General features: G+C 62.4%; 25 protein-coding genes, 1 tRNA gene and 2 pseudogenes. 12 read left to right on the top strand and 16 right to left on the bottom strand.

All coding sequences use genetic code 11. From position 1 onward, the window contains the following. Positions 1–4: 4 nt before the first annotated feature. Positions 5–81 (top strand) — tRNA-His (locus VFB05_RS26705). Positions 82–141: 60 nt separating this feature from the next. Here VFB05_RS26705 and VFB05_RS32270 read toward each other — a convergent pair. Further along, positions 142–573: pseudogene (locus VFB05_RS32270) on the bottom strand (cytochrome c oxidase assembly factor Coa1 family protein); the annotation flags it as partial. A gap of 639 nt (positions 574–1,212) precedes the next feature. On the opposite strand from VFB05_RS32270, the gene VFB05_RS26700 reads away from it, so the two are divergent. Next, positions 1,213–1,506 (top strand): hypothetical protein, encoded by a 294-nt coding sequence (locus VFB05_RS26700; protein WP_325018033.1) that lies wholly within the window; start codon positions 1,213–1,215, stop codon positions 1,504–1,506. A gap of 168 nt (positions 1,507–1,674) precedes the next feature. Continuing rightward, positions 1,675–2,355, top strand: coding sequence for a ParA family protein (locus tag VFB05_RS26695; RefSeq protein ID WP_325018031.1), 681 nt, complete (start codon positions 1,675–1,677; stop codon positions 2,353–2,355). A 141-nt stretch (positions 2,356–2,496) separates the two neighbouring features. Here VFB05_RS26695 and VFB05_RS26690 read toward each other — a convergent pair whose 3' ends face one another. The 3 genes from VFB05_RS26690 to VFB05_RS26680 form a co-directional block, all read right to left on the bottom strand. Continuing rightward, positions 2,497–2,640: a hypothetical protein gene (locus VFB05_RS26690; protein ID WP_325018029.1), complete on the bottom strand. Its 144-nt coding sequence runs from the start codon at positions 2,638–2,640 to the stop codon at positions 2,497–2,499. A 45-nt stretch (positions 2,641–2,685) separates the two neighbouring features. Continuing rightward, on the bottom strand, positions 2,686–2,838 hold the full coding sequence (locus VFB05_RS26685) for a hypothetical protein (protein ID WP_325018027.1): 153 nt from the start codon (positions 2,836–2,838) through the stop codon (positions 2,686–2,688). A gap of 315 nt (positions 2,839–3,153) precedes the next feature. Further along, positions 3,154–3,429, bottom strand: coding sequence for a metal-sensitive transcriptional regulator (locus VFB05_RS26680; protein WP_325018371.1), 276 nt, complete (start codon positions 3,427–3,429; stop codon positions 3,154–3,156). Between the two features lie 54 nt (positions 3,430–3,483). Between VFB05_RS26680 and VFB05_RS26675 the strand changes: the two genes are divergently transcribed. After that, complete coding sequence (locus VFB05_RS26675; protein ID WP_325018025.1) at positions 3,484–5,925, top strand: heavy metal translocating P-type ATPase; 2,442 nt, start codon at positions 3,484–3,486, stop codon at positions 5,923–5,925. Between the two features lie 20 nt (positions 5,926–5,945). On the opposite strand, the gene VFB05_RS26670 is transcribed toward VFB05_RS26675, so the two are convergent. Beyond that, positions 5,946–6,788 carry a LysR family transcriptional regulator gene (locus VFB05_RS26670; RefSeq protein ID WP_325018023.1) on the bottom strand — a complete coding sequence of 281 codons (843 nt, stop codon included), beginning with the start codon at positions 6,786–6,788 and terminating at the stop codon, positions 5,946–5,948. Between the two features lie 133 nt (positions 6,789–6,921). Between VFB05_RS26670 and VFB05_RS26665 the strand changes: the two genes are divergently transcribed. After that, complete coding sequence (locus tag VFB05_RS26665; RefSeq protein WP_325018021.1) at positions 6,922–7,518, top strand: cysteine hydrolase family protein; 597 nt, start codon at positions 6,922–6,924, stop codon at positions 7,516–7,518. Positions 7,519–7,572: 54 nt separating this feature from the next. Next, complete coding sequence (locus VFB05_RS26660) at positions 7,573–8,223, top strand: glutathione binding-like protein (RefSeq protein ID WP_325018018.1); 651 nt, start codon at positions 7,573–7,575, stop codon at positions 8,221–8,223. 21 nt (positions 8,224–8,244) lie between these two features. Here VFB05_RS26660 and VFB05_RS26655 read toward each other — a convergent pair whose 3' ends face one another. The 5 genes from VFB05_RS26655 to trxB form a co-directional block, all read right to left on the bottom strand. Further along, positions 8,245–9,138, bottom strand: coding sequence for a haloalkane dehalogenase (locus tag VFB05_RS26655; protein ID WP_325018016.1), 894 nt, complete (start codon positions 9,136–9,138; stop codon positions 8,245–8,247). Between the two features lie 89 nt (positions 9,139–9,227). Beyond that, entirely contained in the window at positions 9,228–11,033 is a 1,806-nt protein-coding gene (locus tag VFB05_RS26650) for an adenylate/guanylate cyclase domain-containing protein (protein WP_325018014.1), read from the bottom strand. A gap of 73 nt (positions 11,034–11,106) precedes the next feature. Continuing rightward, positions 11,107–12,078: a 4-hydroxy-tetrahydrodipicolinate synthase gene (gene dapA, locus VFB05_RS26645; protein ID WP_325018012.1), complete on the bottom strand. Its 972-nt coding sequence runs from the start codon at positions 12,076–12,078 to the stop codon at positions 11,107–11,109. 563 nt (positions 12,079–12,641) lie between these two features. Next, the gene (locus VFB05_RS26640) at positions 12,642–13,565 is read right to left on the bottom strand and encodes a LysR family transcriptional regulator (protein WP_325018010.1); all 924 of its coding nucleotides are present in this window, start codon (positions 13,563–13,565) and stop codon (positions 12,642–12,644) included. Between the two features lie 2 nt (positions 13,566–13,567). After that, on the bottom strand, positions 13,568–14,533 hold the full coding sequence (gene trxB, locus VFB05_RS26635; protein ID WP_325018008.1) for a thioredoxin-disulfide reductase: 966 nt from the start codon (positions 14,531–14,533) through the stop codon (positions 13,568–13,570). Positions 14,534–14,821: 288 nt separating this feature from the next. Between trxB and VFB05_RS26630 the strand changes: the two genes are divergently transcribed. Continuing rightward, on the top strand, positions 14,822–15,301 hold the full coding sequence (locus tag VFB05_RS26630) for an Lrp/AsnC family transcriptional regulator (protein ID WP_325018006.1): 480 nt from the start codon (positions 14,822–14,824) through the stop codon (positions 15,299–15,301). A 165-nt stretch (positions 15,302–15,466) separates the two neighbouring features. On the opposite strand, the gene VFB05_RS26625 is transcribed toward VFB05_RS26630, so the two are convergent. Continuing rightward, positions 15,467–15,859, bottom strand: coding sequence for a DoxX family protein (locus VFB05_RS26625; protein WP_325018004.1), 393 nt, complete (start codon positions 15,857–15,859; stop codon positions 15,467–15,469). A gap of 329 nt (positions 15,860–16,188) precedes the next feature. Between VFB05_RS26625 and VFB05_RS26620 the strand changes: the two genes are divergently transcribed. Next, positions 16,189–16,683 carry a GNAT family N-acetyltransferase gene (locus VFB05_RS26620; protein ID WP_325018002.1) on the top strand — a complete coding sequence of 165 codons (495 nt, stop codon included), beginning with the start codon at positions 16,189–16,191 and terminating at the stop codon, positions 16,681–16,683. A gap of 2 nt (positions 16,684–16,685) precedes the next feature. Here VFB05_RS26620 and VFB05_RS26615 read toward each other — a convergent pair whose 3' ends face one another. From VFB05_RS26615 to VFB05_RS26605, 3 genes are read right to left on the bottom strand one after another with little or no spacing between them, the layout of a single operon-like run. Further along, positions 16,686–17,207: a TIGR02281 family clan AA aspartic protease gene (locus tag VFB05_RS26615; protein WP_325018000.1), complete on the bottom strand. Its 522-nt coding sequence runs from the start codon at positions 17,205–17,207 to the stop codon at positions 16,686–16,688. A 19-nt stretch (positions 17,208–17,226) separates the two neighbouring features. Continuing rightward, entirely contained in the window at positions 17,227–17,436 is a 210-nt protein-coding gene (locus VFB05_RS26610; protein ID WP_325017997.1) for a DUF1289 domain-containing protein, read from the bottom strand. 42 nt (positions 17,437–17,478) lie between these two features. After that, positions 17,479–19,089 (bottom strand): HAMP domain-containing sensor histidine kinase, encoded by a 1,611-nt coding sequence (locus VFB05_RS26605; protein WP_325017995.1) that lies wholly within the window; start codon positions 19,087–19,089, stop codon positions 17,479–17,481. A 246-nt stretch (positions 19,090–19,335) separates the two neighbouring features. Between VFB05_RS26605 and VFB05_RS26600 the strand changes: the two genes are divergently transcribed. Beyond that, positions 19,336–19,677 (top strand): hypothetical protein, encoded by a 342-nt coding sequence (locus VFB05_RS26600; protein ID WP_325017993.1) that lies wholly within the window; start codon positions 19,336–19,338, stop codon positions 19,675–19,677. Between the two features lie 193 nt (positions 19,678–19,870). Here the strand turns inward: VFB05_RS26600 and VFB05_RS26595 are convergent, their stop codons facing one another. Next, a complete protein-coding gene (locus VFB05_RS26595) occupies positions 19,871–20,740 on the bottom strand; it encodes an NAD(P)-dependent oxidoreductase (RefSeq protein ID WP_325017991.1) in 870 nt (289 codons plus the stop codon). Between the two features lie 221 nt (positions 20,741–20,961). Here VFB05_RS26595 and VFB05_RS26590 point away from each other — a divergent pair, with 221 nt between their 5' ends. From VFB05_RS26590 to VFB05_RS26580, 3 genes are all read left to right on the top strand, one after another. Beyond that, on the top strand, positions 20,962–21,399 hold the full coding sequence (locus tag VFB05_RS26590) for a VOC family protein (protein ID WP_325017989.1): 438 nt from the start codon (positions 20,962–20,964) through the stop codon (positions 21,397–21,399). Positions 21,400–21,453: 54 nt separating this feature from the next. Then, positions 21,454–22,584, top strand: coding sequence for an Mrp/NBP35 family ATP-binding protein (locus VFB05_RS26585; RefSeq protein WP_325017987.1), 1,131 nt, complete (start codon positions 21,454–21,456; stop codon positions 22,582–22,584). 149 nt (positions 22,585–22,733) lie between these two features. Then, positions 22,734–23,822: a TRAP transporter substrate-binding protein gene (locus tag VFB05_RS26580; RefSeq protein ID WP_325017985.1), complete on the top strand. Its 1,089-nt coding sequence runs from the start codon at positions 22,734–22,736 to the stop codon at positions 23,820–23,822. 60 nt (positions 23,823–23,882) lie between these two features. On the opposite strand, the pseudogene VFB05_RS26575 reads toward VFB05_RS26580, so the two are convergent. Further along, positions 23,883–24,076, bottom strand: a pseudogene (locus tag VFB05_RS26575) (hypothetical protein); the annotation flags it as partial.

Raw genomic sequence — 24,076 nt, 5'->3', positions numbered from 1 at the left:
GGATGCAGTTGTAGCTCAGTTGGTTAGAGCGCCTGTCTGTGGAACAGGAGGTCGGTGGTTCGAGCCCACCCAACTGTACCAGCCTTCAACTCCCGCAAATCTCTGCACACCTTCGGCCCGCGTCGGATGCAGCAGGTCGATCACGCCGTCCCGCCCATCCATCTTGAACTTGAGACTGTCGAGCGTCCAGGCGCCATCCTTCTTGGTCGCCGTGAGAGTGGCGGTGCCGGCGCCTTTCGGGCCGCTCACCGAAAAGCTGAGTGCGGCCTCGCCTGTTGCGCCGCGGACGGAGATCTTGCCGGTCGGCATGCCGGCCGTGATCGGTTTGCCGAGAAGATTCGCAACCTCCGCGCTGCCCTCAATCCTGGAGACGGCCATCTTGTAAGCCTCGGAGTTCTTGAGGATGTAGAAGACGCCGCTGAAGCTCGCGGCGAACAGAACTATTGCGCCAAGGTAGACGATGACCGCCCATTTCGCCCAGGCGCGCTGCACGCGCTTGAAATGGTCGACGCTGTCCCAGCGTCCATTGCGCCAGGCCCAGCGGCTGCCTTTGGCGCCGAGCACGAACGGCATGACCAGACCGAGAAGCGGGACGAACACCAGCAACGCGATGAACACGTTGTTGCCGATGCCCCAGATCCAGTTCAGCAGGAACGCGCCCCAATTCCAGCGATCGAGTTCAGGGGGGATTTCCCTGGGATCGGGAGGCAAGCTCTGGTCGGTCATTCCACGCGCTCGCTTTAAGTCGAAGTCATGTGTGAAGTTAGCGCGTTTGTTGCCCGGACGACACGGCTGGAACGAGTTACGCGATCCAAAATTCGCCGCCAGTGGTCCGATTCCAACATTCGCATCTCTTCTCAGCGGTCACTTTTGCGAATGTTGGAATCAAAGGACCACCAGCAAATATGTGTTTCCAGTGGAGTTTAGGATTTGACGTTCGCCGTGCGAGTACGCGGGTCAAGCGGGTAGCGAACGTCAAATCCGCTCGCACTCGCGAAACCGGCGCGCTGTCTCGCACTCCGTGATTCTACGATGTTATGGAATCGCGAAGCGTTGTCGTCATTCGCGGATGAGTTCAACAAACGGAACTTGTGATCGCTTCAGCACACGATGCGCACTTTCCACTGCTAGCTCAGCGTCGATGCGAACGCTTGCTTGCCAACTCACTCGCGCTCGCTCACAATTCGCGCGGGGTGGTGGTTTGGGGGAAACATGAGTGCGATTCGATTCGGACGACTTGCGGGTGTGGCGCTAACGATCGCGGTGGGGGCATGGCCCGCGGCAGGATGGTCCTACACCATGGAGCAGCAGAACGCCTGCATGGGTGATGCGTTCCGGCTGTGCGGTTCTGAGATTCCTGATGTTGCGCGGACCGGGGCCTGCATGGCGAGACGGCAGGCCGAACTCAGTCCGGGTTGCCGGGTCTACTTCCACCCGCAGGAGAGCTCGGCGAGGCCGCGGCATCATCGGCTCCGCCTGCACACGGCGTCCGACGATTGGAATTAGGCAGCTATCGGCTACCACTCGCCCGTTTATCGGCGGGCGAGCGGTATGACCTGAAAAGCACCACGCCGACTATTCGGTGGTCTCGCCACAATTGACCCCAAATTCTTCTTCCACGAATCACTGCGCTGATTCATTTTTCCTGCCCTGGGGTCAATGGAGGCGAACGATATGAACGTTATTGTTTTTGCGTCGCGTAAGGGTGGCTCGGGAAAAAGTACCCTGGCCGCTCATCTCGCTGCGCATGTCCACAAGACAACCAAGCCGTGTCTGCTTGTCGATGCAGACCCGCAGGGTTCGCTAACCCTGTGGCACAAGCTGCGCGGCACCAACGAACCGCAGATCAAAACCGCGGTGAACTCCGTCAGCGGCATTGTTGCAGCGGCCAAGCGCGACGGTTACGAATGGGTGTTCATCGATACGCCGCCGAATCTGTCGGCCGTGGTCGACGACGCGATCAAGAACGCCACCATGGTCGTGATTCCGGCGCGGCCGGGCGTCTTTGACGTCAACGCCGTGCAGGAAACGATTCACATGTGCCGTGCAGCGCGCAAGCCCTATGCGGTCGTGCTCAACGGCGCGCCGGCCCGGCGCGACGAGGTGGAAAGCCGTATCGTCACCATCGCGCGCGAACAGCTGGCGAAATTCCGCGCGCCGGTGTGGGGCGGGCAGATCACCAACCGCGCCGATCTGTTGATGGCGCTCGGCAAGGGTGAAGGCGCCCGTGAATATTTTGCCGAAGGCCGCGCGGCCGCCGAGATCGGACGGCTGTGGGCCGCGATCGAGCGTTCGGTGAAGGCGATCCGTGGCACCGCATCGGCGAGCGGCGTCATGCACAGGCAGGCGGCTTGAGAGTTTAAAGCAGAGAACCGGATGCGGCGCCCGGTTCTGTTGCGAAGCGCAGGTCAGGGCTTGCAAAGCGACATCATCCCGCGTGGGCTAGCGGTGCTCACGCGGGATGATGTTGCCTGCCACGCCGCCGCGCGAATACGCTCAATTCACCATCAGCACGTAGAACACCACGACCGGCGACAGCGTCAGGATCACCGACCAGACGCTGATCGCCCAGATCACGTCCTGCGTGCAAAAGCCGCCCCATTTGGAATCAGGGCTTGTCTGATTTTCCAGAGTCTCCATAACGCCCCCGCGTTTTCTTGTTGTTATTTTCCAGATTGTGCTTCTTCAGCTTCCGACCAGGAAGTTCAGCGCCAGCACCGGCGTCAGGCCGAGCACCGTCGCCCACAAGCCGAACGAGGACACGATCAGGAAGTCCCGCTTCCGCTCGGCCCATTTGGAATTCGCAAAGCGCTTGTTCGGAGTGATTTCCGTCGTCATGGTTTGCCCCCAATGTTCTAATGATTGGGGTCATCCATACCGGCAAAGTCCTAAGATACCGGCCTTGCCTCGGACACAGAGTTTAACGGGGCATTTCAACGAGCGTTAACCACGCGCATTTGAACCAGTGTTTTTCCGGATTGATCTGAAATCACAGTGGGGCGGTTCAGAAGTCCGCATCATTTGTGCCGCAAGTCCGTTATGCGGACTTCGGAACCAAAGGCCCCACTAGATTAATATTTGGCTAGTGTCCTTTCGATTCCAAGGTTCGCAAACGTGGCGCCGCGAGCTGATGCGAACTTTGGAATCAGGACACTAGCGATCGGCGCGGCCGACCACATCCATCAGCTCGGCGATCTTGCGGCGCTGGTCGGCCTTGTCGCCCGACACAATGGCGTGCTCGACGCAATGGGCGATGTGATCGCGCAGGATCTCCTCCTCGACGCGGCGCAAGGCCGCTTTCGCAGCCGCGATCTGGGTGACGACGTCGATGCAATAGCGATCGTCCTCGACCATCCCGGCAAGTCCGCGGATCTGGCCCTCGATACGTTTCAGTCTTTTCAGGCAGGACGCCTTGATCTCTTTGCGCATAGACGTCATATACCCCCCTAGGGTATATAATTCAAGACCGGCGAGGTGGACAGGATGGCGCAGGATGAACAGGGACCCGGCGCGGGTGCGGGTCAACATGCGTGCCATCATCACGGGCACGATCACGCCGCCCACGATCAGGCGAAGACGGCCGCGTCCTGCTGCGGCGGCAAGCACGAAAGCGTAACCAATCAGGACGCAGAGGTCGCGATCGATCCGGTCTGTGGCATGAAGGTCAAGCGCGAGACCGCCAAGCATCGCTTCGAATATAAGGGCAACGAATATCTCTTTTGCTCCGCGCGCTGCCGCGAGCGTTTTTCGGCCGATCCAGAAAACTTCCTCAAGCCCAAAGAGGCCACATCGAAGCAGGCGACGCCACCGGCAGACGATGGGGCGATCTACACCTGCCCGATGCATCCGGAAGTTCGGCAAATCGGGCCGGGAAGCTGTCCGATCTGCGGCATGGCGCTTGAGCCGGAACAGGTTTCGCTCGATCAGGGGCCCGATCCCGAACTGATCGATATGGTCAGGCGCTTCTGGATCGCGCTGGTCTTGACCGTGCCGGTGTTCGCGCTCGAGATGGGCCGCCATATCGGCTTGATGGATCTGGTGTCGCCGGTGTGGTCGAACTGGATCTCGCTCGTGCTGGCAACGCCCGTCGTGCTGTGGGCGGGCGCGCCGTTTTTCGTGCGCGGCTGGCGTTCGGTGAAGACCTGGAACCTCAACATGTTCACGCTGATCGCGATGGGGACGGGCGTCGCCTGGCTCTACAGCGTGATCGGCACGCTGGCGCCGCAGCTTTTCCCGGCCACCTTCCGCGACATGCACGGCATGGTCGCGGTCTATTTCGAGGCCGCCGCCGTCATCACGGTGCTGGTGCTGCTCGGCCAGGTGCTGGAGTTGAAGGCGCGCGAACGCACGTCCGGCGCTATCCGCGCGCTGCTCGGACTTGCGCCAAAAACGGCGCGGCGCATCACCGATCGCGGCGACGAGGATGCCGCGATTGATACGATCGGCGTTGGCGATCGCTTGCGCGTCCGGCCCGGCGAGAAGATTCCGGTCGATGGCCGCGTCACGGACGGCAATTCTTTCGTCGACGAATCCATGGTGACGGGCGAACCGATGCCGGTGCAAAAGGGTGAAGGCGCGCGTGTCATCGGCGGCACCGTCAACCAGAGCGGCGCGCTGGTGATGCGGGCCGAGCAGGTCGGCCGCGACACCATGCTGGCGCGGATCGTCGACATGGTCGCGAAAGCGCAGCGCTCGCGCGCGCCGATCCAGCGTCTTGCCGATCGTGTCGCCGGATGGTTCGTGCCGGCCGTGATCGCGGCGGCACTTGCGGCTTTTGCCGCCTGGATGATCTTTGGCCCCGAGCCGCGGCTGACCTTTGCGCTGATCGCGGCGGTAACGGTGCTGATCATTGCCTGTCCCTGTGCGCTCGGTTTGGCGACGCCGATGTCGATTATGGTGGGCGTCGGGCGCGGTGCGCGCGCCGGCATCCTGATCCGCGACGCCGAGGCGCTGGAGGCTTTCGAGCGCATCGATACGGTCGTCATCGACAAGACCGGGACGCTGACCGAAGGCAAGCCGAAGGTCGCGTCAATCGTCACGACGCCTGGCGTCGAGGAGAATGCTCTGCTCTGCTTCGCCGCCAGCGTCGAGCAGTCCAGCGAACATCCGCTCGGGCGCGCCGTGATCGAGGCCGCGAGAGCGCGCGGCGTGTCGCCCGAAAACGTATCCGGTTTCGTCGCCTATCCGGGCAAGGGTGCTGCCGGCACGGTGCAAGGCAAAGCGGTTGCGCTTGGCAACGCCGCGTTGATGCAAGACCTGAACATCGCGACGTCGGAGCTCGATGCATCAGCGGAACATTCGCGCGCGTCAGGCGCGACCGCGATTTATGTCGCGCTCGACGGCCGCGCCGCGGGCATGATCGCCATCGCCGATCCGATCAAGCCTTCGGCGAAAGCCGCCATTGCGGCGCTGCGGTCGGACGGCCTGCGCATCGTGATGCTGACCGGCGACAACGCGACCACCGCCCGCGCGGTCGCCTCGCAGCTTGACATCGCCGAGGTCGAAGCCGGCGTGTTGCCCGAGCGCAAAAGCGAGGTTGTGCAGCGTCTTCGAGGGCAAGGCCGTCGTGTCGCCATGGTCGGCGACGGCATCAACGATGCGCCGGCGCTCGCTAGCGCCGATGTCGGCGTTGCGATGGGCGGCGGCACGGACGTCGCGATCGAAAGCGCGGGCGTGACGTTACTCTCCGGTGATCTTTCCGGGATCGTGCGGGCGCGGCGCTTGTCGGCGGCGACGATGGGCAACATCCGCCAGAACCTTGCCTTCGCATTTGTGTACAACGCGGCCGGCGTGCCGATTGCGGCCGGCGTGCTCTATCCGGTGTTCGGCATCCTGCTGTCGCCGATGGTGGGCGCGGCCGCGATGGCGCTCTCCTCGGTCAGCGTGATCGGCAATGCGCTGCGGCTCGCGCGCGCCAAACTTTAGTCGGCGCGCGGCAGATCAACTCAGCCCCGCGAAAAATCCGCAAAGCATTCGCGTATCCAGTCGATCACGATGCGGGCGGCAGGGTCTTTCTTGAGGTGACCCTGCAGCAGCAACCACACATCCCGTCGTCGCGGCAAGGGCGTCAGGCGCAGGCGCCGATCCGCGAGCAATCCCTCGCAAAGGTATTCAGGCAGGACGCCGATAGCCTGATAGCTCTGGATCAGCGCACGAATGACACGACCGTTGTCCGTCACGCAGCGGGAACGCTCCTTCAGTCCCTTTGCCTTGAGATACTGGGACTCCGGAATCCGGTCGAGCGCTTCCGGATAGCTGCAAATCACCGGTTCAGAACCAAGCTCGGTCACAGGCTCGACGAGGAACAGCTGCATCTCCGCGAGTTTGGATATCGTGAAATCGCCTTTGTCGGGCTTGCCCAGGCGAATGGCCATGTCGGCCTCCCACCGCGAGAATCTCACGTTGTCCGCCGAGGTCAGGAATTGCAGCGTCATGCCGGGGTTGCGCGCCAGAAATGGCCCGGCGCGCGGCGACAGGATCTCTTCGGCAACCGCGTTGGTCGATGCGATGCGGAAGCGTCCGCCCAACGTCGGTAGGCTCTCGCCGACTTTATTGATCTCGGCAGCGTGCCGCGCCATCGCCTCGACATGGGCAAGGACGGCCTCGCATTGCGGAGTCGGCTTGCGGACGCCGTCGACGGCTTCGAACAGCCGCAGCCCCAGTGTTCGCTCGATGCGGGCCAGCCGCCGTCCGACCGTCGTCTCGTCGATGCGCAGCCGCGCGCTGGCGCCGGCATAGGTGCCTTCGTCCCGGATCGCGCCGACGATACGCAAATCGTCCCAGTTCATCATTGCGGCTCAAGGTGCGCTGCGAAATCTGGCCTGCGAAACTGCAGCCAATGGCTGCAATATTCCTGCATGAAAGAGGTGCCCGGGTTGCCTATACCGGATCCATCGGTAACTTCAACGGGAAACCAGGACCATGACCGCAGCCAGGACACTGCTTCAACTTGCCGGTGCCGACCTCACGCCTGCGAAGATCAGCGAGGCCTCGCTCGTCCTGATCGATCTGCAGAACGAATACCTCGCCGGCCCAATTGCGTTACCCGGCGCCGAAGCGGCGATGGCGAATTCGGCAAATCTGCTCGCGAGCGCGCGGCAGGCCGGCTCGCCGGTCTTTCACGTTGCGCACAGGGGCAAGCCGGGTGGGCTGTTCGATCGAGGCGCCGAGCGCGGGGCAATCGCCGCCAGTGTCGCTCCGCTCGCTTCCGAGGCCGTGATCGAGAAGGAGCAGCCGAACGCCTTTGCCGGCACGGATCTGCGCGACCGCCTGTCTGCGACCGGCCGCAAGAACATCATTCTGGTCGGGCTGATGACCCACATGTGCGTCAGCTCGACCGCCCGTGCCGCGACCGAGCTCGGCTTTCGCGTCACCATCGATGCAAGCGCATGCGCGACGCGCGATCTTCCGGACGGCAAGGGCGGAGCAGTCGCGGCCCAGCTGATCCACGACGTCGCCCTGGCGGAGCTTTCCGACAGGTTCGCGATCATCGCGCGCGATCGCGGCGAGTTGCTCTAGCGCGCGTCTCACTCTGGACCGTCCACCGCCACCACGATCGCAAAGGAGCCGACCATGTTGCAGCTCTATTACTGGCCGATGGCCTGCTCGCTCGCCAGCAGGATCGCGTTGATGGAAGCGGGGATCGAGGCCGAATATCACGCGGTGCATCTCTGGGACAAAAGGGTGATCGACGACGGCCGCGATTTCTGGGCCGTTTCGCCCAAGGGCGCCGTTCCCGTGCTGGTGCTGGAAGACGGCGAGCAGCTGACCGAGAATCCGGCGATTCTGCAATACATCGCCGACCTTCGCCCGGACAAAGGCCTGGCGCCGCCGCACGGCGACAACGATCGCTATCGCCTGCAGGAGTGGCTCAGCTTCGTCGGCACCGAAATCCACAAGGCGTTCCTGTTTCCAACGTTCTGGTACGCCAATGACGCGGCGAAGGCGAGTGCACGGGAGCGTATCGGCAAGAGCGTAGCCGTTGCCGCCGCCCAGCTTGCAAGGAAGCCATACCTGGTCGCCGACCGATTTACGGTTGCGGATGCCTATCTCGCCTGGGCGCTGCTGCTGCTCGGGCGAGGTGGCGTCGACATCGCCGCCTGGCCGTCGCTTGTCCAATATCTGGATCGTGTCCGCGCGCGACCGAAGGTCGATGAAGCGATCCGGATCGAGCTGGATCTTCGGAAGAAATTCCCGGCACAGATGGCGCGCTCGACCGCCTAGCGGCAAGCCCACGCGCCTCGATCAGTTGTCGCGAATAACGCCATTGGCCCTGACAAAGCTCGCCAGCGCTTCGCCGATTTCGCCCGGACAATCCTCCTGAATGAAATGCAGGCCCTTGACGGTGATCTCCTGCTGGTTCGGAAAACGCCGGCAGAAGTCGCGGGACCGACCGATCAACAGCGAGCCCGGCTCGGCGTTGATGAACAATTTCGGCAACGGGCTTTCGAGCAGCCATTGGCCGTATTGTTTGACGATGGCGACGACATCGGCAGGCTCGCCGCCGATCGGCAATTCCCGCGGCCATACCAGTGTCGGCAGCCGCGAGGCCCGGGTCTGAAACGGACGCCGGTACGCGTTCATTTCCGTCTCGCTCAAGGGACGGATCACGAGCCGCGGCAGCAACTCCTCGATGAAGAAATTGTCGTCGAGGATCATGTGCTCGCCCTTCTCGGAGCGAAGGTCGCGAAAGAACTGCGCACGTGCTTGCGGCAAATCCTCCCACTCGCGCGGATAGACGATCGATTCCATGTAGGCGATGGCGCGCACGCGCTCGGGATGCCGCGACGCCCAGTCAAAGCCGAGCGCCGATCCCCAATCATGCAGCACCAGCGTGAGGTTTTCGCGCAAGGCCAGCGCATCGAACCAGGCATCGAGATAGCGCGCGTGATCCTGAAAGCGATAGGCGCTGCTGGGCGAAGCCGCCGACTGGCCCATGCCGACGAGGTCAGGCGCAAGGCAATGCCCTAATCCGCTGACATGCGGAATGACGTTGCGCCAGAGATAGGATGAGGCCGGGTTTCCGTGCAGGAACACGATCGGCTGGCCCCGGCCGACTGTGATGTAGCTCATCTCGGTGTCGAGGACGCGGACCCGTTTTCGCTGCTGCACCTCGGATGCGATATTGGCTTCACTCATGCTGTCTGGTCCTGATGAACTCGACAGACTAAGTCGCGAGGCGGCGGCTTTGTGCCATGCGCAAGGCCGCCATGAGGTTTTGAAAGGTTTCAGCTAGCCGGGTGTTCGCCGATCGCCGCGCGAAGCGCCGACAACGCCATATCCCGATGCGCCGCGTTGACAAGCAGCCGTCCAATCGCCAGCCACGGCCCGCCCGGTGCAATGCCCTGGCGCTGAGCGAATTCCCGTGCCTCGTCGAGCCGCCCCATTCTCGAGTAAGCGGCGGTCAGGAACCAGGCCGTGAGCGAATAGCTGGGGAGTTCGTTGAAGGAAATTTCCAGAATCCGGCAGGCCTCGTCGAAACGCTGCTCGAAGAAATGACACATGCTAATGCCGGTCAGATGAAAAGCCTTGCGTGAGGCGCGGGGGTCGAGCCGCAACGAGGTCTCGAAATGTCTGATCGCCAACTCTGACTCGCCGGAAAGAGTCCGCATCCAGCCGCTCCACATCCAGCCGAAAGCGTGACTTGGATTGCGCGCCAGCGCGCCGTCGACCAGCCGCTTGAGCGTTTCGATGTTTTCGCCCGTGTTCATCAGCGCGCCCGCGGACGAGGTCACGGTCGAGGGATCGTCGGGCGCGGCCTCGAGCGCCCGCCGCGCCCAGGTGATAGTGAGCTCTCTTGCGGTCGCGGCATCCCCGGCCCATCCGTTCAGCAGGTTGTGGGCGTGACAGAGCGCGAGCGAGGCCAGCGCCATCCCGTAGCGGGGGTCGCGTTCGACCGCCTGTTCGAGCAGCGCGATCGCCTGCAGATTGTCCTCGCGCGTCCACGCGCGAATGTGTGGCAGCGAACGAAGATAAAGATGATAGGCGGTCAGATCAGACGTCGGTTGCTCCAGCGCCCGCCTGATCTCGGTGTCGAGCAGCAGGGGATCGATCACGCCGGCGACCGCGGACGCTACCTGGTCCTGCAGCTCGAAGACATCGGTCATGGGGCCGTCGAATTTTTCCGCCCAAAGCTGTGCGCCGGTCGCGGCATCGATCAGCTGGCCTGTGATCCGCAGGCGCTCACCGGCCTTCCGCACGCTGCCTTCGAGCACATAGCGCACGCCGAGCTCGCGCCCGACCGCTTTGATGTCGATGGCCTTGCCTTTGTACGCAAACGAAGAATTTCGCGCGATCACGAACAGCGATTTGAAACGCGACAGCGCGGTGATGATGTCCTCGACGAGACCGTCGGCAAAATAGTCCTGCTCGCGATCCTCGCTCATGTTTTCGAACGGCAGCACCGCAATCGACGGCTTGGCGGGAAGTTCGAGCGCGGCTTCCGCGTCCAACTGCGACGCCGGCGCGATGATCGCTGCGCCCTTTCGCTCGAAGCGCAGGCCGTCACCGAATGCGACCCGCCAGACCCGCACCGGTTCGGCGATGTTCTTCAGCCGTTGTAGCCCAAGATCGTCGCAGACGAGCTCGATCTTGCCGCGGATCTGCCGAAAGGCATCGTCGGATAGGCAGAGGCCGCAAGGCTCCGCGAGACCCTGCAAGCGCGCGGCGATGTTGACGCAGTCGCCGAAGATATCGTTGTCGTCGACAATGACGTCGCCGACATGAAGGCCGATGCGGAATTCGATCCTGACCTGCGGCAACTTGCCGGTGTTTTGCGCGGCCATGGCGCGCTGGACTTCGACGGCGCATCGCGCGGCATCGACCGTACTTGCGAACTCTGCCAGCATGCTGTCGCCGACCGTCTTGACGATGCGTCCGCGATGAGCGGCAATGCTGGGAACGACGATGTTTTGTCTGACCGTCTTGAGCCGGGTCAGAACGGCCTCTTCGTCGGCATGGATCAGGCGGGAGTAGTCGTCGACCGCTCCCGCCAGCACCGCCGCCAGCCGTCGTTCCACGCGTTCGCCGGACACCGTCCCTCCGATGCTTCGACGTCGGACATCAAAGCATTTCGGCGGATTGCTCGCCAGCTTCTGTGTTGAGACTTTAGACCGTTAAACTCTGAGAACCTCTCTGACGATCGGGAACATGGCCGCCGCGCCGTGCGATCTCCGCATCGAGTCTGGCGGCAAGCTCGCCAGTCACCTCGACCATCGGCAGGCGCACTTCAGCGCTGTCGATCAGGCCTTCGCGTGCCAGCCAGTACTTGGCAGGCGCCGGGCTGGGCTCGGCAAACAACAATCGCGTCAGGTCGGCCACGCTTTCCCAACGTTCGCGTGCGGCGTCGATCTTGCCGTCCCGGTATAGCTTGCCGATCGCGGCAAAGGTTGCGGTCTCGATATGGGCCGAAAGCAGGATGGCGCCGTCGGCGCCGTCGCTCAGCGCCTCGAAATAGAGCGCATCCTCGCCGGTGAGCACACGGAAGCCGGCCGGCCGTCGCCGCAGCAGCTCGACCGATTGCGCGCGGTTGGCGCCGCAGTCCTTCATGCCGACGATGTTGGGATGGCGGGCGAGTTCGAGCAGCGTTTCGGTCTCGAGAGTGACCGCCGCGCGATAGGGAATGTTGTAAAGCGCGATTGGCCAGGAGGCGTGGTCGGCGAGAGCCGTGAAATGCTGCAACAGACCGCGCTGCGAGGGGCGCGAATAATAGGGGCTCGAGATCAGATAGCCGTCGATCGGCCAGGCCGCCGTCTCGTCGAGCGTGTTGCACATCTTGCGGGTATGACTGCCGGAAAGGCCAAGGCAGATCGGCAGATAGCGGCGGCTCTCGGCGCTCACCTCACGCGTCACCGCGACGAGCCATTCGAGTTCAGCCATGCCCAGCGTCAGGCCTTCGCCTGACGTCGCCGCAAGAATCAATCCGTCGATCGGAAGCGCCGTGTAGTGCTTGACCAGCCGCCGCAGCGAAACCTCGTCGACGACGCCGTCGCAGAACGGCGTGATCAGCGGCAGCCAGAGGCCGCGCAAATGCGACCTGAGGCCGGAAGCCTCGGTGGGGTGAGAAACAGGGGCAGTCATGGTCCATCTCCTGATTTGGCCGGAGACGGGTCACAAAAAACCCCACCTCGCGGCGGGGGTTTAAGGTCGGGCGTGAGTTCAAAAATCTATCGCGCGCACCGATCCGTAGCCCCCGAACGGGAAGCTTTTTTTACGGCGTGGCGGGCGCACGAATTCGTGAACATGCGTGAGATGATGCGGTGCGCCTATTCGGCTGTCAACGGAGGATCGCCTTTCTCATGATGAAAAGCGCAGCGTGCGGGAAAACTCGGGACAGAAAAAAGCCGGGCCCGTGAGAGCCCGGCTTTAAGTATTGGCCTCGTTGGGCCGACACAATCACCTTCCAAGAGGGATAACCGAACACCCGCGCCACTGGAGGAGGGGGACATGTGCGCAGCGCGAAAGCTCAGTGTGCAAACAGTATGGGCTTTGCGAGTGCCTTGCAGCAACGGGGGGCGCCGCATGTCAGACATGCGCCTATCCGTTATCGACCGATAATTAAAGCGTGATCCGGAAAGGTGGACATCGGTTTGCTCTCGCGGCAAACGCCTGCGTTTGCGCGGAGATTACTTTCAACGAGGACTCTAGGACGGCCAGCGCTGCGCTTTGCTCACCACGAAGTCACGGAACACCTGGACGCGGGCGACCGTCTTCAACTCTTCGGGATAAACGAAATACGTGTCGAGCTGGATGGAATCCGATTCGCCGAACAGCTGCACCAAGCGGCCGTTCTCTTCGATCAGATAGTCCGGCAGCGCCGCTATACCCAATCCCTGCTGGCAGGCGCGCACGAGGCCAAGAATGTTATTGACCTTGAAATAGGGTTCGCGCGGCCCGGTGCCGTTGCGCCCCGCCTCGATCAGCCAGCTGCGGTTTTGCAAGTGAGGCGCGACCTGTCCGTCGGACAGCATGATGATTCGATGCTGGTCGAGTTCGTCGAGCGTGCGCGGCGTGCCGAATCGCTTGATGTAGTCGGGCGAGCAATAAGCGTGGAAGCCCATCGCAAACAGCTTACGCTGGATCAGATCGGGCTGGGTCGGCTTGCGGGTGCGGATCGCGACATCCGCCTCGCGCATCGACAGGTCGAGTTCCTCGTCGGTGACGATCAGCGAAATGCGGATTTCCGGGTAAAGCGCGGTGAACTCGCCGAGCCGCGGAATCAGCCAGTTGATGCCGACGCCGGGCGTGGTCGTGATCTTGAGGTCGCCGCTCGGCCGCTCGCGGCTATCGGTCAGTTTGGCGCGCGCCGCCTGCAACTGCATGAAAACGTCATGCGCGGTGCGAAACAACAGATCGCCCTGTTCGGTCAGGATCAGGCCGCGGGCATGGCGGTGAAACAGCGAAACGGACAGTTCCTGTTCCAGCGCGCTCACCTGGCGCGATACGGCCGACTGCGAGAGGCCGAGTTGCTCGCCGGCATGCGTGAAGCTCCCCGCTTCGGCCGCCGCGTGAAACACCTTCAGCTTGTCCCAATCCATGTCCATAAATCCATCACGTGTTCGGTTCATCATCACTCCGCTGCGGCGCGATCACTCGCGCGCAGCGCCAGGAAACGCTCGGCCTCAAGCGCGGCCATGCAGCCGAGCCCGGCGGCCGTCACGGCTTGCCGGTAGGTTTCGTCGGCGACATCGCCCGCGGCAAACAGGCCGGGCACGGACGTCGCCGTCGAATTCGGCGCGACCTCGACATAGCCCGACGGTTTCAGCTTGATTTGCCCGGCGACGAGGTCTGTTGCCGGCGCATGGCCGATCGCGATGAAGACGCCGTCGGCCGGTAACTCGGTGAGCGCGCCGGTCTTGACGTTCTTCAAGCGCACATGGGTGACCTTGGACGGGTTCTCATCGCCGCGGATCTCGTCGATCGCGCTGTCCCACACCACCTTGATCTTGGGATGCTTGAACAGGCGATCCTGCAAGATGCGTTCGGCGCGGAAGTGATCGCGGCGATGCACGATGGTCACTTGCGACGAGAAGTTGGTGAGGAAAAGCGCTTCCTCAACGGCCGTGTTGCCGCCGCCGACGACGATGACCTCCTTGCCGCGATAGAAGAATCCGTCGCAGGTCGCGCAGGCCGAGACGCCAAAGCCCTTGAATTTCTCTTCCGACGGCAGCCCCAGCCAGCGCGCCTGCGCGCCGGTGGCGAGAATGACGGTCTCCGCCAGATAGACGTCGCCGCTATCGCAGGTGAGGCGGAACGGCCGCTGGGCGAGCTCGAGCTTGGTGACGAGGTCGGTCACGATCTTGGTGCCGACATGCGCCGCCTGCTTCTCCATCTGCTCCATCAGCCACGGGCCCTGGATGACGTCGGCGAAGCCCGGGTAATTTTCCACGTCGGTGGTGATGGTGAGCTGGCCGCCGGGCTGGATGCCCTGGATCAGGACCGGTTCAAGCATCGCCCGCGCCGCGTAGATCGCCGCGGTGTAACCGGCCGGACCGGAACCGATAATGACGACCTTGGCATGAATAGGTGCAGACATGAACAGATCCCTTTCGAAGGGAATTTGATGAGCGCTTAAGCGGAAATCGCCTGGGAAGGCGCCGCGATGACGCCGAAAGCGACAGATCCAAGTCTAGGGCATCTGGCGAGCTATGCAAGAATTGCAATCCAAATGAGCAAAATTTCCCGTGAGTAAGAAATTTGGCGCAACGCACGCGCAATAAAATTGCGCAATCGGTGCGAGCTGGGCTAAGAGTGTTGCCACTGAAAAGCTGAAGGCCTCGGCCACCAGCCTCCCGATTCCCTTAAGCCCTGGAAACCGGACCGCGTGTCGAAGAATCTTGACGAAATTGACCTCAAAATCCTGAGCGAAATCCAGGCTGATGGCCGAATCACCAACGTCGAACTGGCCAAACGCGTCGGCATTTCCCCGCCGCCTTGCCTGCGGCGGGTCCGGGCGCTGGAAGAGGCCGGCTATATCCAGGGCTATCGCGGGCTCCTCGATCCGCGCAAACTCGGTTTCGACGTCACCGTGTTTGCTTCGGTGCATCTGTCGAGCCAGGCCGATGCAGATTTGCGCGCGTTCGAGGATTTCGTTCGCGCCGAGCCGCTGGTGCGCGAATGCTGGATGCTCTCGGGCGAAGTCGACTTTGTTCTCAAGTGCGTGGCGCCCGACATGGCGACGTTTCAGGATTTCGTCACGCATCTGACGGCAGCGCCCCATGTCCGCAACGTGCGGACCTCGCTGGTGCTGCACAACTCGAAATATGAGGCCGCCGTGCCGCTGGAAGCGAAGGCGAGGGTGTGAGGTTGGTGCTCACCTCCCCTTGAAAAGGGGAGGTCGGTTGATGCCCTTGGCATCAACCGGGAGGGGATCAATGCTGTAAATCTCCATTGAGATGGACCCCCACCCCGACCCTCCCCCTTTCAGGGGGAGGGAGAAGATAAGAGCTCCGGAATGACAGCTACGCCGTCAGCTCTTCTTTCCCATCTTTGCATCGACGCTGTAGGGGCCGGGTCCTGACGTCGAAAGATAGAGGCAGGCGAAGCAGAACAGGATCGCCGCCGTGCCGCCGTTGAGCAGCGGCAGGAAGCCTTTCGGGAAATGTCCCATGAAGTAGGCAAAGGCCATTTCGCCCGCCAGGACGAAAGCAACGATCCGCGAGAACAGGCCGATCATCAGAAGTGCGCCAAGCACGAGTTCAAGCCCGCCGGCCGTCATGATCAGCGCAGGCGGATCGGCGAATTGCGGGATGACCGGGAATTTGAAGATCTTTGCGACACCGTACTGAAACAGCAAGAGGCCGGTGATGAAGCGAAACAAGCTCAACGCTGCCGGCTGAAACTTCGAAAACATCTGGTCCATGTCGTAGCCCCCGTTTTACATCTTGAATGCAAGCAACCCTGCGAAATACGGCAGAACATCAAAAACGCTTGCGCGCCCTGCCGCCAACCCCACTCGATCAGAAATATTCCGCAAAATCAAAAAGCCGCGCGGCTAGTACCGCCGATCTGAAGTCCCTGCACCACAAGCGGCGAATTCGATCAGGGACTTCAGATCGATAAAGCGGTACTAGAATCAATAAGTTTGTGAGTAGCCCATGACTTTCCGAAGTTCGTGAAGGTGGGTGCTGCGAATGGAGCACGGACTTCGGAAAGTGGGCACTAGACGACGCTTCTCGGGAGAGGCCACGCATGGACATACGTGATGCTGGGGAGGGAGACGCCGGCGGAATCCTGCGCATCTACAATGACGCAGTCGCCCATACGACGGCGATCTGGAACGAGCAGCTTTCGGACATCGATTCACGGCGCGCCTGGCTGGCTGAAAGGCAATCGTCCGGTTACCCGGTTCTCGTTGCCGCCGAAGGTTCCGACATCCTCGGTTACGCTTCGTTCGGTGCCTTCAGGCCTTGGGATGGCTACCGCAATACGGTCGAGCATTCAGTCTATGTCGACGGCGCCGCACGAAGGCGGGGCATTGGCCATGCCTTGATGAAAGAATTGATCACGCGTGCCCGCGTCATGAGGAAGCACGTCATGATTGCGGGCATCGAGGCAACGAACGAGCCGTCGCTGGTACTGCATTCGAAGCTCGGTTTCGCGAAGGTCGGTCATCTACACTCAGTCGGCCGCAAATTCGATCGATGGCTCGACCTGGTGTTCTTGCAATTGACCCTCGTCGAGTAACCTTAAGGGTAGCCGCGCAGCATCAAACTGTCGGCGCGCACTTCCCAACTCTCCAGCCGGTCCAGAAAGCTCATGCCGAGCAGGTTGGTCTTCATCTGCCCGTGCGGCACCACCAGCGCCGGCACCGAACGTTCGACCAGCTTGCCGATGGCGAGGCGGTCGAGCGTCAGCCGCGCCGCTTTGGTGTGACCGCTGGCGGTCTCGAGGTCGACGTCGTATTCGAGCAGTTCGAGCGGAAGCCCGGCCGCCTTCGCGGTCTCGTAGGTGAGCACAACGGACGTGGCACCGGTATCGATCACCATCGGCGCGGTTACGCCGTTGATTTTTGCTTGCAGCGCGAACTCGCCGCCCTGGCCGCGCGCGATCTGCACGGCGCGGCTTGCGGACCCACGCAGCCGCAACAGGTCCGAGACGGTGTTTGAGACCGTGCTTTTGGCGCGCGCGATCTGGCTCGGATCGCCATAGGCGACGACGGCGCCGGCGGTCGCGATCAAGACGGCAAAGATCAAAAAGAGGCGGCTCATCGTGCGCCCCACAGATCGTTCAGCCCGCTTTCGAACGCCTGGCCGGAGCGATCGCTTGCAAGCCCGCATCTTGCATGCGCGCCGGCAGCTCCGCCATCAGCAACAGACGCTCTGCGCTCTCCATGCGATGCCAGCGCGCGATTTCGCCAAGCGTACGCCCGCAACCGAAGCAAAGGCTGGTTTTCGGATCGATCATGCAGACTGCGATACACGGCGTCTCTGTGCTCATCTTTTGATTTTGAAACGAATTCTTCTTCTTGCCAAGCGCGCCTCACAATCCGGTTCCCGCGCTCAGGATCGGTTTGTTGCGGCCGGCGCGCGCCACCTCCGGCGTCCTGCCATTTCCATTTTCCGGCTGCAGCGGCGGCGCATCTTCCGCCTCCGACATCGGTCCGAGCGCCGACATCACGCGCTCGGGCGGGAAGGTGACGATCACTTCGGTGCCGATCCGGATCTTCGATCGCAGTGTGAAGGTGCCGCCATGCATGTCGATCAGGCTTTTCGCGATCGGCAGCCCAAGGCCCGCGCCCTGTTCGGCTGATTTGATCGAGTTGGAGCCTTGCCCGAACGAGGCCAGCACGATCGGGATTTCGTCTTCCGGAATGCCGGAACCGGTGTCCTTGACGGAGAGATATTGGCCGCCGGACGCAGTCCAGCCGACCTTCAGCCAGATCTCGCCGCCTTGCGGCGTGAACTTGATCGAGTTCGACAACAGGTTCAGCACGATCTGCCGCACGGCGCGCTCATCGCCCCAGATGCGCGGCATGCCGTGCTCGAACACTTCATGAATGGTGATGCCGCGGTTGGTAGCGCGGAGTTTCAAGAGATGGTGGCAATCGCCGACGACATGCACGAGCGAGACCGCCTCTTCATTGAGCTCGTAGCGGCCGGCCTCGATGCGCGACAGGTCGAGAATTTCGTTGATGAGATTGAGCAGGTGAACGCCGGAATTGTGAATGTCAGAAGAGTATTCCCGATAGACGGGAACGGCATGCGCGCCGAAAATCTCGCTCTTCATCACTTCGGAAAAACCCAGGATCGCATTCAGCGGCGTTCGCAGTTCGTGACTCATCTGAGCGAGGAAGCGCGACTTGGCGACGTTGGCGGCCTCGGCGCGATGGCGCGCTTCGTCGGAAATTGCCTTGGCTTGCTCGAGTTCGCCGATCAGCGCATCCTTTTCAGCGCGCGCTTCCAGTGTGGCGAGCGTCGCCGAATGCAGGCGGTGCGCAAGCAGCGCAAAGTATGCTTCGGCGGCGAGCGCCAGCAGCGCCAGCACGTAGTTGTCGAAGGTGCCGCTGAGCGCGAAATTGACGGCGATGGCCGCGGTCACGGGCGCGGTGGCCGCAAGCGCTGCGATCGGCAGACTGGCGGCGAGCATGCTCGACACCGCGACGACCAGCAGCATCAAAAACATGATCAGCGTGTTGGAGACGGCGTCGAAGCCGGACGGGTGGATCAACAGCGCGGTCCAGCCCAAGCCATAGAGCAGGTCGAGGACGATGAAGCGGGTGCGCCACTTGCGAATCTCGGGCGGCGAAGGTTGTGCCGAGATGAACTGACCGCAGCTGCGGATGATCGCGGTGTGAATGCAGAGCAGGCCGCAGGTCCAGGCGGCGGCCGACACCGGCGGCATCCAGAATCCGAACAACAGGCCGCTCGCCACGACCAGCAGCATGATGACGTATGAAGCGGAGAGGCGGGTCTGGGCGTATTGCCGGAGCAGTTCGCTGTCGAAAGCGGGGCGGGTTCCACTCGACGACGTTAACCGATCGCGCGCCTCACGCACCCGCTGCGCCGCGGCGCGCCGGGTGGCGGCGGGCGCTACGGCAGGCGGTTCAGCCGGAAGCTGTACGACTTCTGGCTTTTCAGCGGAATTACTCATCAAACAACACAAATCCTGCCCGCCGCGACCCAACTAGCGGGCGAGCTTTTGCATTATCTATCTGTGCCGCCAAATCCTTAAGAGGTGCCTTAAGAAGCTAAGAATTCTCGTTAACGAGAGGTTAAATTAACCTCTCGCGGCGGTCGCGCATGGTTGTTGCGGGGAGCGTCGGCGGCGACGTAGTCCAGCTTTTTCGTCGGCGTCGGGTGGTTCGCGACGCCTGTCATCGGCGCGTTCGCGCGGCCCGTGGCCGGCTATGACGGCAATCATATTTGGATCTTCCGGAATATCGGGTTCGGCGCGGTGTGGCATGCCAAATGGGGTAGCGCTGAACAGGAGCGGCCAATGAAAAAGCTCGCGGTCCGGCTTTTGATGCTTTCGATGTTTACGACACCGTTGCTGCTGGTTCCCGTTATCACGCCGGCCGGCGCGGCGACGACCAGCACCGCGCACGTCAAGAAGAAGAAGGTAAGGGTGGTGCACCACCAGAACCCAGGCTTTGCCGCTCCGGCAGCCAAGTCTTACAGCAATGACCCGTACGGGGACGATCCCGACCGCAGGGCCGGCGGGGGTGGCGGCGGTTATTGAGGCCACGTGAGCAGATTCCATAGGCGCCGTCGTCGTTGCGAGGGCGCTCTCGCGTGTCCCGGACGCGGTGCGGCGTGTAACGCTGCTCCGCGACAAGCCGGGACCGATGGATAAACCCCGGATCAGCAACGCATCACGCCGCTTTGCGGCGCACTGCATTGCATCCGGGGAACGCGATCTTGTATGCGGGATACTACTTCTCCAGCCGCGCGAGCAGGCTCGACGTATCCCAGCGCTTGCCGCCCAACTTCTCCACTTCGGAGTAGAACTGATCGACCAGCGCCGTCACCGGCAGGTGCGCGCCGTTGCGGCGGGCTTCCGCGATGCAGATCGACAGATCCTTGCGCATCCATTCCACCGCAAAACCGAAATCGTACTTGTTCTCGGCCATGGTCTTGTAGCGGTTCTCCATCTGCCACGACTGCGCCGCGCCCTTGGAGATGGTTTCGATAACGGAGGCAATGTCGAGGCCCGACTTCTTCGCAAAATGGATGCCCTCTGAGAGGCCCTGCACGAGGCCTGCGATGCAGATCTGGTTGACCATCTTGGTGAGCTGTCCGGCGCCGGCAGGTCCGAGCCGTTTGCACATGCGGGCATAGGCGGCGATGATCGGTTCAGCGACGGCGTAGGCGTCTTCCGCGCCGCCGCACATCACCGTCAGCACGCCGTTTTCCGCGCCCGCCTGTCCGCCCGACACCGGCGCGTCGACGAATTTGAAGCCGCCTTTGCTGGCTGCCGCGTCGAGCTCGCGCGCGACTTCGGCAGATGCCGTAGTGTGATCGACGAAGGTCGCGCCTTTCTTCATGCCGGCGAACGCCCCGTCAGCACCGATGGTGATGGCGCGCAGGTCGTTGTCGTTGCCGACGCAGGCCATCACGAAATCCTGACCTTCGGCGGCGGCCTTTGGCGTGGCCGCGGTCTTGCCCTTGAATTTCTCGGCCCAGGCTTTGGCCTTGGCCGGCGTCCGGTTGTAGACGGTCACCTCGTGGCCGCCCTTGACGACGAGATGTCCTGCCATGGGGAAGCCCATGACGCCGAGACCGAGAAAAGCGACTTTAGCCATTTGTGCAATCCTGGGTTCTGCCGGCGCATTGATGAGCCGGGCATGATCGTGAGGGGGACGGTAGACTGGCTTTTCGTGCTGGAAAAACCGGCTCCGCCTTCACCCGCGGCCTGAGAGCATTGCCCTAAGTATCGGCAACGGCGCCATTTGGCGGGCGGGCAGGGTTTTATGCTAGCATGGTGCAATAGTCGAGTTTCAAAACAAAAAGGGAGAGAGATCATATGGGCATGAGCGTAGGCGTGCTTGATCATTTCAATATCCGGACCCGCAGGCTCGCCGATACCGTTCGGTTCTATGAGGACGTCCTGGGTCTTGAAAAAGGGGCTCGGCCGAATTTCGCGTTTCCCGGCGCCTGGATGTACAGCGAGGGCAAGGCGGTGGTTCATCTGGTCGATATTTCGTCGACCGACGAGGCACAAAAGCCGGATTCCGGCGTAGTTCATCATGTCGCCTTCGTGAGCCGGGGCTTTGACGCCATGAAAACGCGGCTCTCGTCGAAGGCCATGCCATTCGATGCGCGGCAGGTTCCGGGCGGCGACCTCTGGCAGATCTTCGTCAACGACCCCAACGGCGTGATGATTGAGCTGAACTACGAGGCGGCCCAGGAGCAGGGCGGATCGGCGCCCACGATGCGCACCGACGACCCCGGCAAGCGGTAGCCTTTCGCGTAAAAAGGCTCTATGGGGCACTCGAAAGAATTCAGGAGATGCCCCGTGGGCGTGACGCAACAACAGGTTCAGGACGCCCTCGCAAGAGTGGCCACGCCGCGCGGCGTGGCCTTGACCAATGCGAACGTGCTGTCGCCGATCTCGGCCACTGGCGGCAAGGTGTTTTTCTCGATCAATGTTGAAGCCAGCGAAGCGCGCGCCTGGGAAAGCGTGCGCGCTGCCGCAGAGGCGGCCGTGCGCGCCATTCCCGGCGTCGAGACCGCGATGGTGGCGCTGACCGCCGAACGCAAGGCGGGCCAGGCGGCTCCTCCGGCACCGCATCGCCATGCCGCTGGCGTGCAGAACGTTGCAAGCCACCGGCCGCCGCAGGGCGGGCCTTCGCCGATGTCGCGGCAGGCGGAAATTCCCGGCGTCGCCGCCATCATTGCGGTCGCTTCCGGAAAGGGCGGCGTCGGCAAATCCACCACCGCGCTCAACCTGGCGCTCGGCCTGCGCGATTCCGGCCTGCGCGTCGGCCTGCTTGACGCCGATATTTACGGGCCGTCGGTGCCGCGTTTGACCGGCATTCGCGAAAAGCCGCAGCTCAACGACGAGCGCAAGATGATCCCGCATCAAAAGTTCGGCCTTGCGATCATGTCGATCGGCTTCCTCGTCGAAGAGGAGACCGCGATGATCTGGCGCGGGCCGATGGTGATGTCGGCCGTGACGCAGATGCTGCGCGACGTCGCCTGGGGGCAGCTTGACGTGCTGGTGGTCGACATGCCGCCGGGCACCGGCGATGCGCAGCTCACGCTCGCGCAGACTGTGCCGCTCAAGGGCGCCATCATCATCTCGACGCCGCAGGACCTGTCGCTGATCGATGCGCGGCGGGGACTTGCGATGTTCAAGAAGGTCAACGTGCCCGTGCTCGGCATCATCGAGAACATGAGTTACTTCCAGTGTCCGCATTGCGGCACCCAATCCGACATCTTCGGTCACGGCGGCGCGCGTCACGAGGCGGAGCGTCTCGGGGTACCGTTCCTCGGCGAAATTCCGCTGCACATCTCGATCCGCACCACCTCGGATGCCGGGACCCCCGTCGTCGAGAGCGAGCCTGCGGGCGCGCATGCGGCGATCTACCGTGCGATCGGGGCCAAGGTCCGCGAGCAACTCCAGGGGGCGATCGCGGCGGCCTGACGCAGACGGGATGAGCCTATCAGACTTTCGTTTAATCAGTGATTTGCAGGGGTTGCCCGGTTTCGGCTCGTCTGGCTTCCATGTTAAAGCCGCGTGAGAGCCGAGCGAAGAATCGGGACCTGCCTGCCTTACCCAAGGAGATGCCTTAAATGAAGCGCCGTGATTTTTTGAAGGTTTCAGCAGTGGGAGCAGCCGCCAGCGCCGTGGCCGCGCCGGCGATTGCGCAGTCCTCCCCGGAAATCAAATGGCGCATGACGTCGAGTTTCCCGAAGTCGCTGGACACGATCTACAACGGCGCGACGGAGATGGCCAAGTACGTCGCCGAGATGACCGACAACAAATTCCAGATCCAGGTTTTTGCGGCCGGTGAAGTCGTCCCCGGCCTGCAAGCACTCGATGCGACCTCGAACGGGACGGTCGAGCTGAGCCACACGGTCTCGTATTATTATGTCGGCAAGGACCCGACGTTTGCGATCTACGCTTCGGTGCCGTTCGGCCTGAATGCGCGCATGCAGAATTCATGGTGGTATCAGGGCGGCGGCGAGCAACTCGGCAACGAGTTCTTCAAGAAGTTTAACGTGATCGGATTCGCGGCCGGCAACACCGGCACCCAGATGGGCGGCTGGTTCCGCAAGGAGATCAAGACGGTTGCCGATCTTTCGGGGTTGAAATTCCGCATCGGCGGCATCGCGGGACAGGTGCTGCAAAAAGTCGGCGTCGTGCCGCAGCAACTGGCGGGCGGCGATATTTATCCCGCGCTCGAAAAAGGCACGATCGATGCCGCCGAATGGGTTGGCCCCTATGACGACGAGAAGCTCGGCTTCCAGAAGGTCGCCAAGTATTACTACTATCCCGGCTTCTGGGAAGGCGGTCCGATGGTCCATGCCTTCTGCAATCTCGAGAAGTGGAATTCGCTGCCGAAGAATTATCAGGCGATTCTCGCCAACGCGGCCGCCAACGCCAATACATGGATGGCCGCGCGTTACGACATGCAGAACCCGTCGGCCTTGAAGCGGCTGGTTGCCGGCGGCACGCAGCTTCGGCCCTTCACCAACGAAGTGCTGGAAGCGTGCCTGAAGGCGACCAACGAATTGTGGGCGGAAATTTCCGCCAAGAATGCCGACTTCAAGAAATCGATCGACGCGATGCAGGCCTATCGCTCCGACGAATACCTGTGGTGGCAGGTCGCCGAGTACACGTTCGACAGCTTCATGATCCGCTCGCGAACCCGCGGCTAGTACCAGCAACGACGCTGCGACGGCTGGCGACGAGCCAGCCGCCGCGCCGCGGCCGATCCGTCAACTGAAGAAGCCATGCCGCAGCAACTCGGCGCCTGCGGCAATCACGGCGATCAACACCAGCTTCCTGAATGTCTCAGGTGCGATCTTGTCGCGCATGTGCTGTCCGGCATACATGCCGACCGCGACCGGCAACATCGCCCCCGTCGAGACAGACACGTCGATCCAGCTGAACTCGCGGCTCGCCGTCAGAA

Origin of the sequence: Bradyrhizobium sp. (assembly GCF_035652035.1) — a bacterium.
In the GTDB taxonomy this organism is placed as follows: Bacteria; Pseudomonadota; Alphaproteobacteria; order Rhizobiales; family Xanthobacteraceae; genus Bradyrhizobium.
This window is presented reverse-complemented; position numbering and strand designations above follow the sequence as displayed.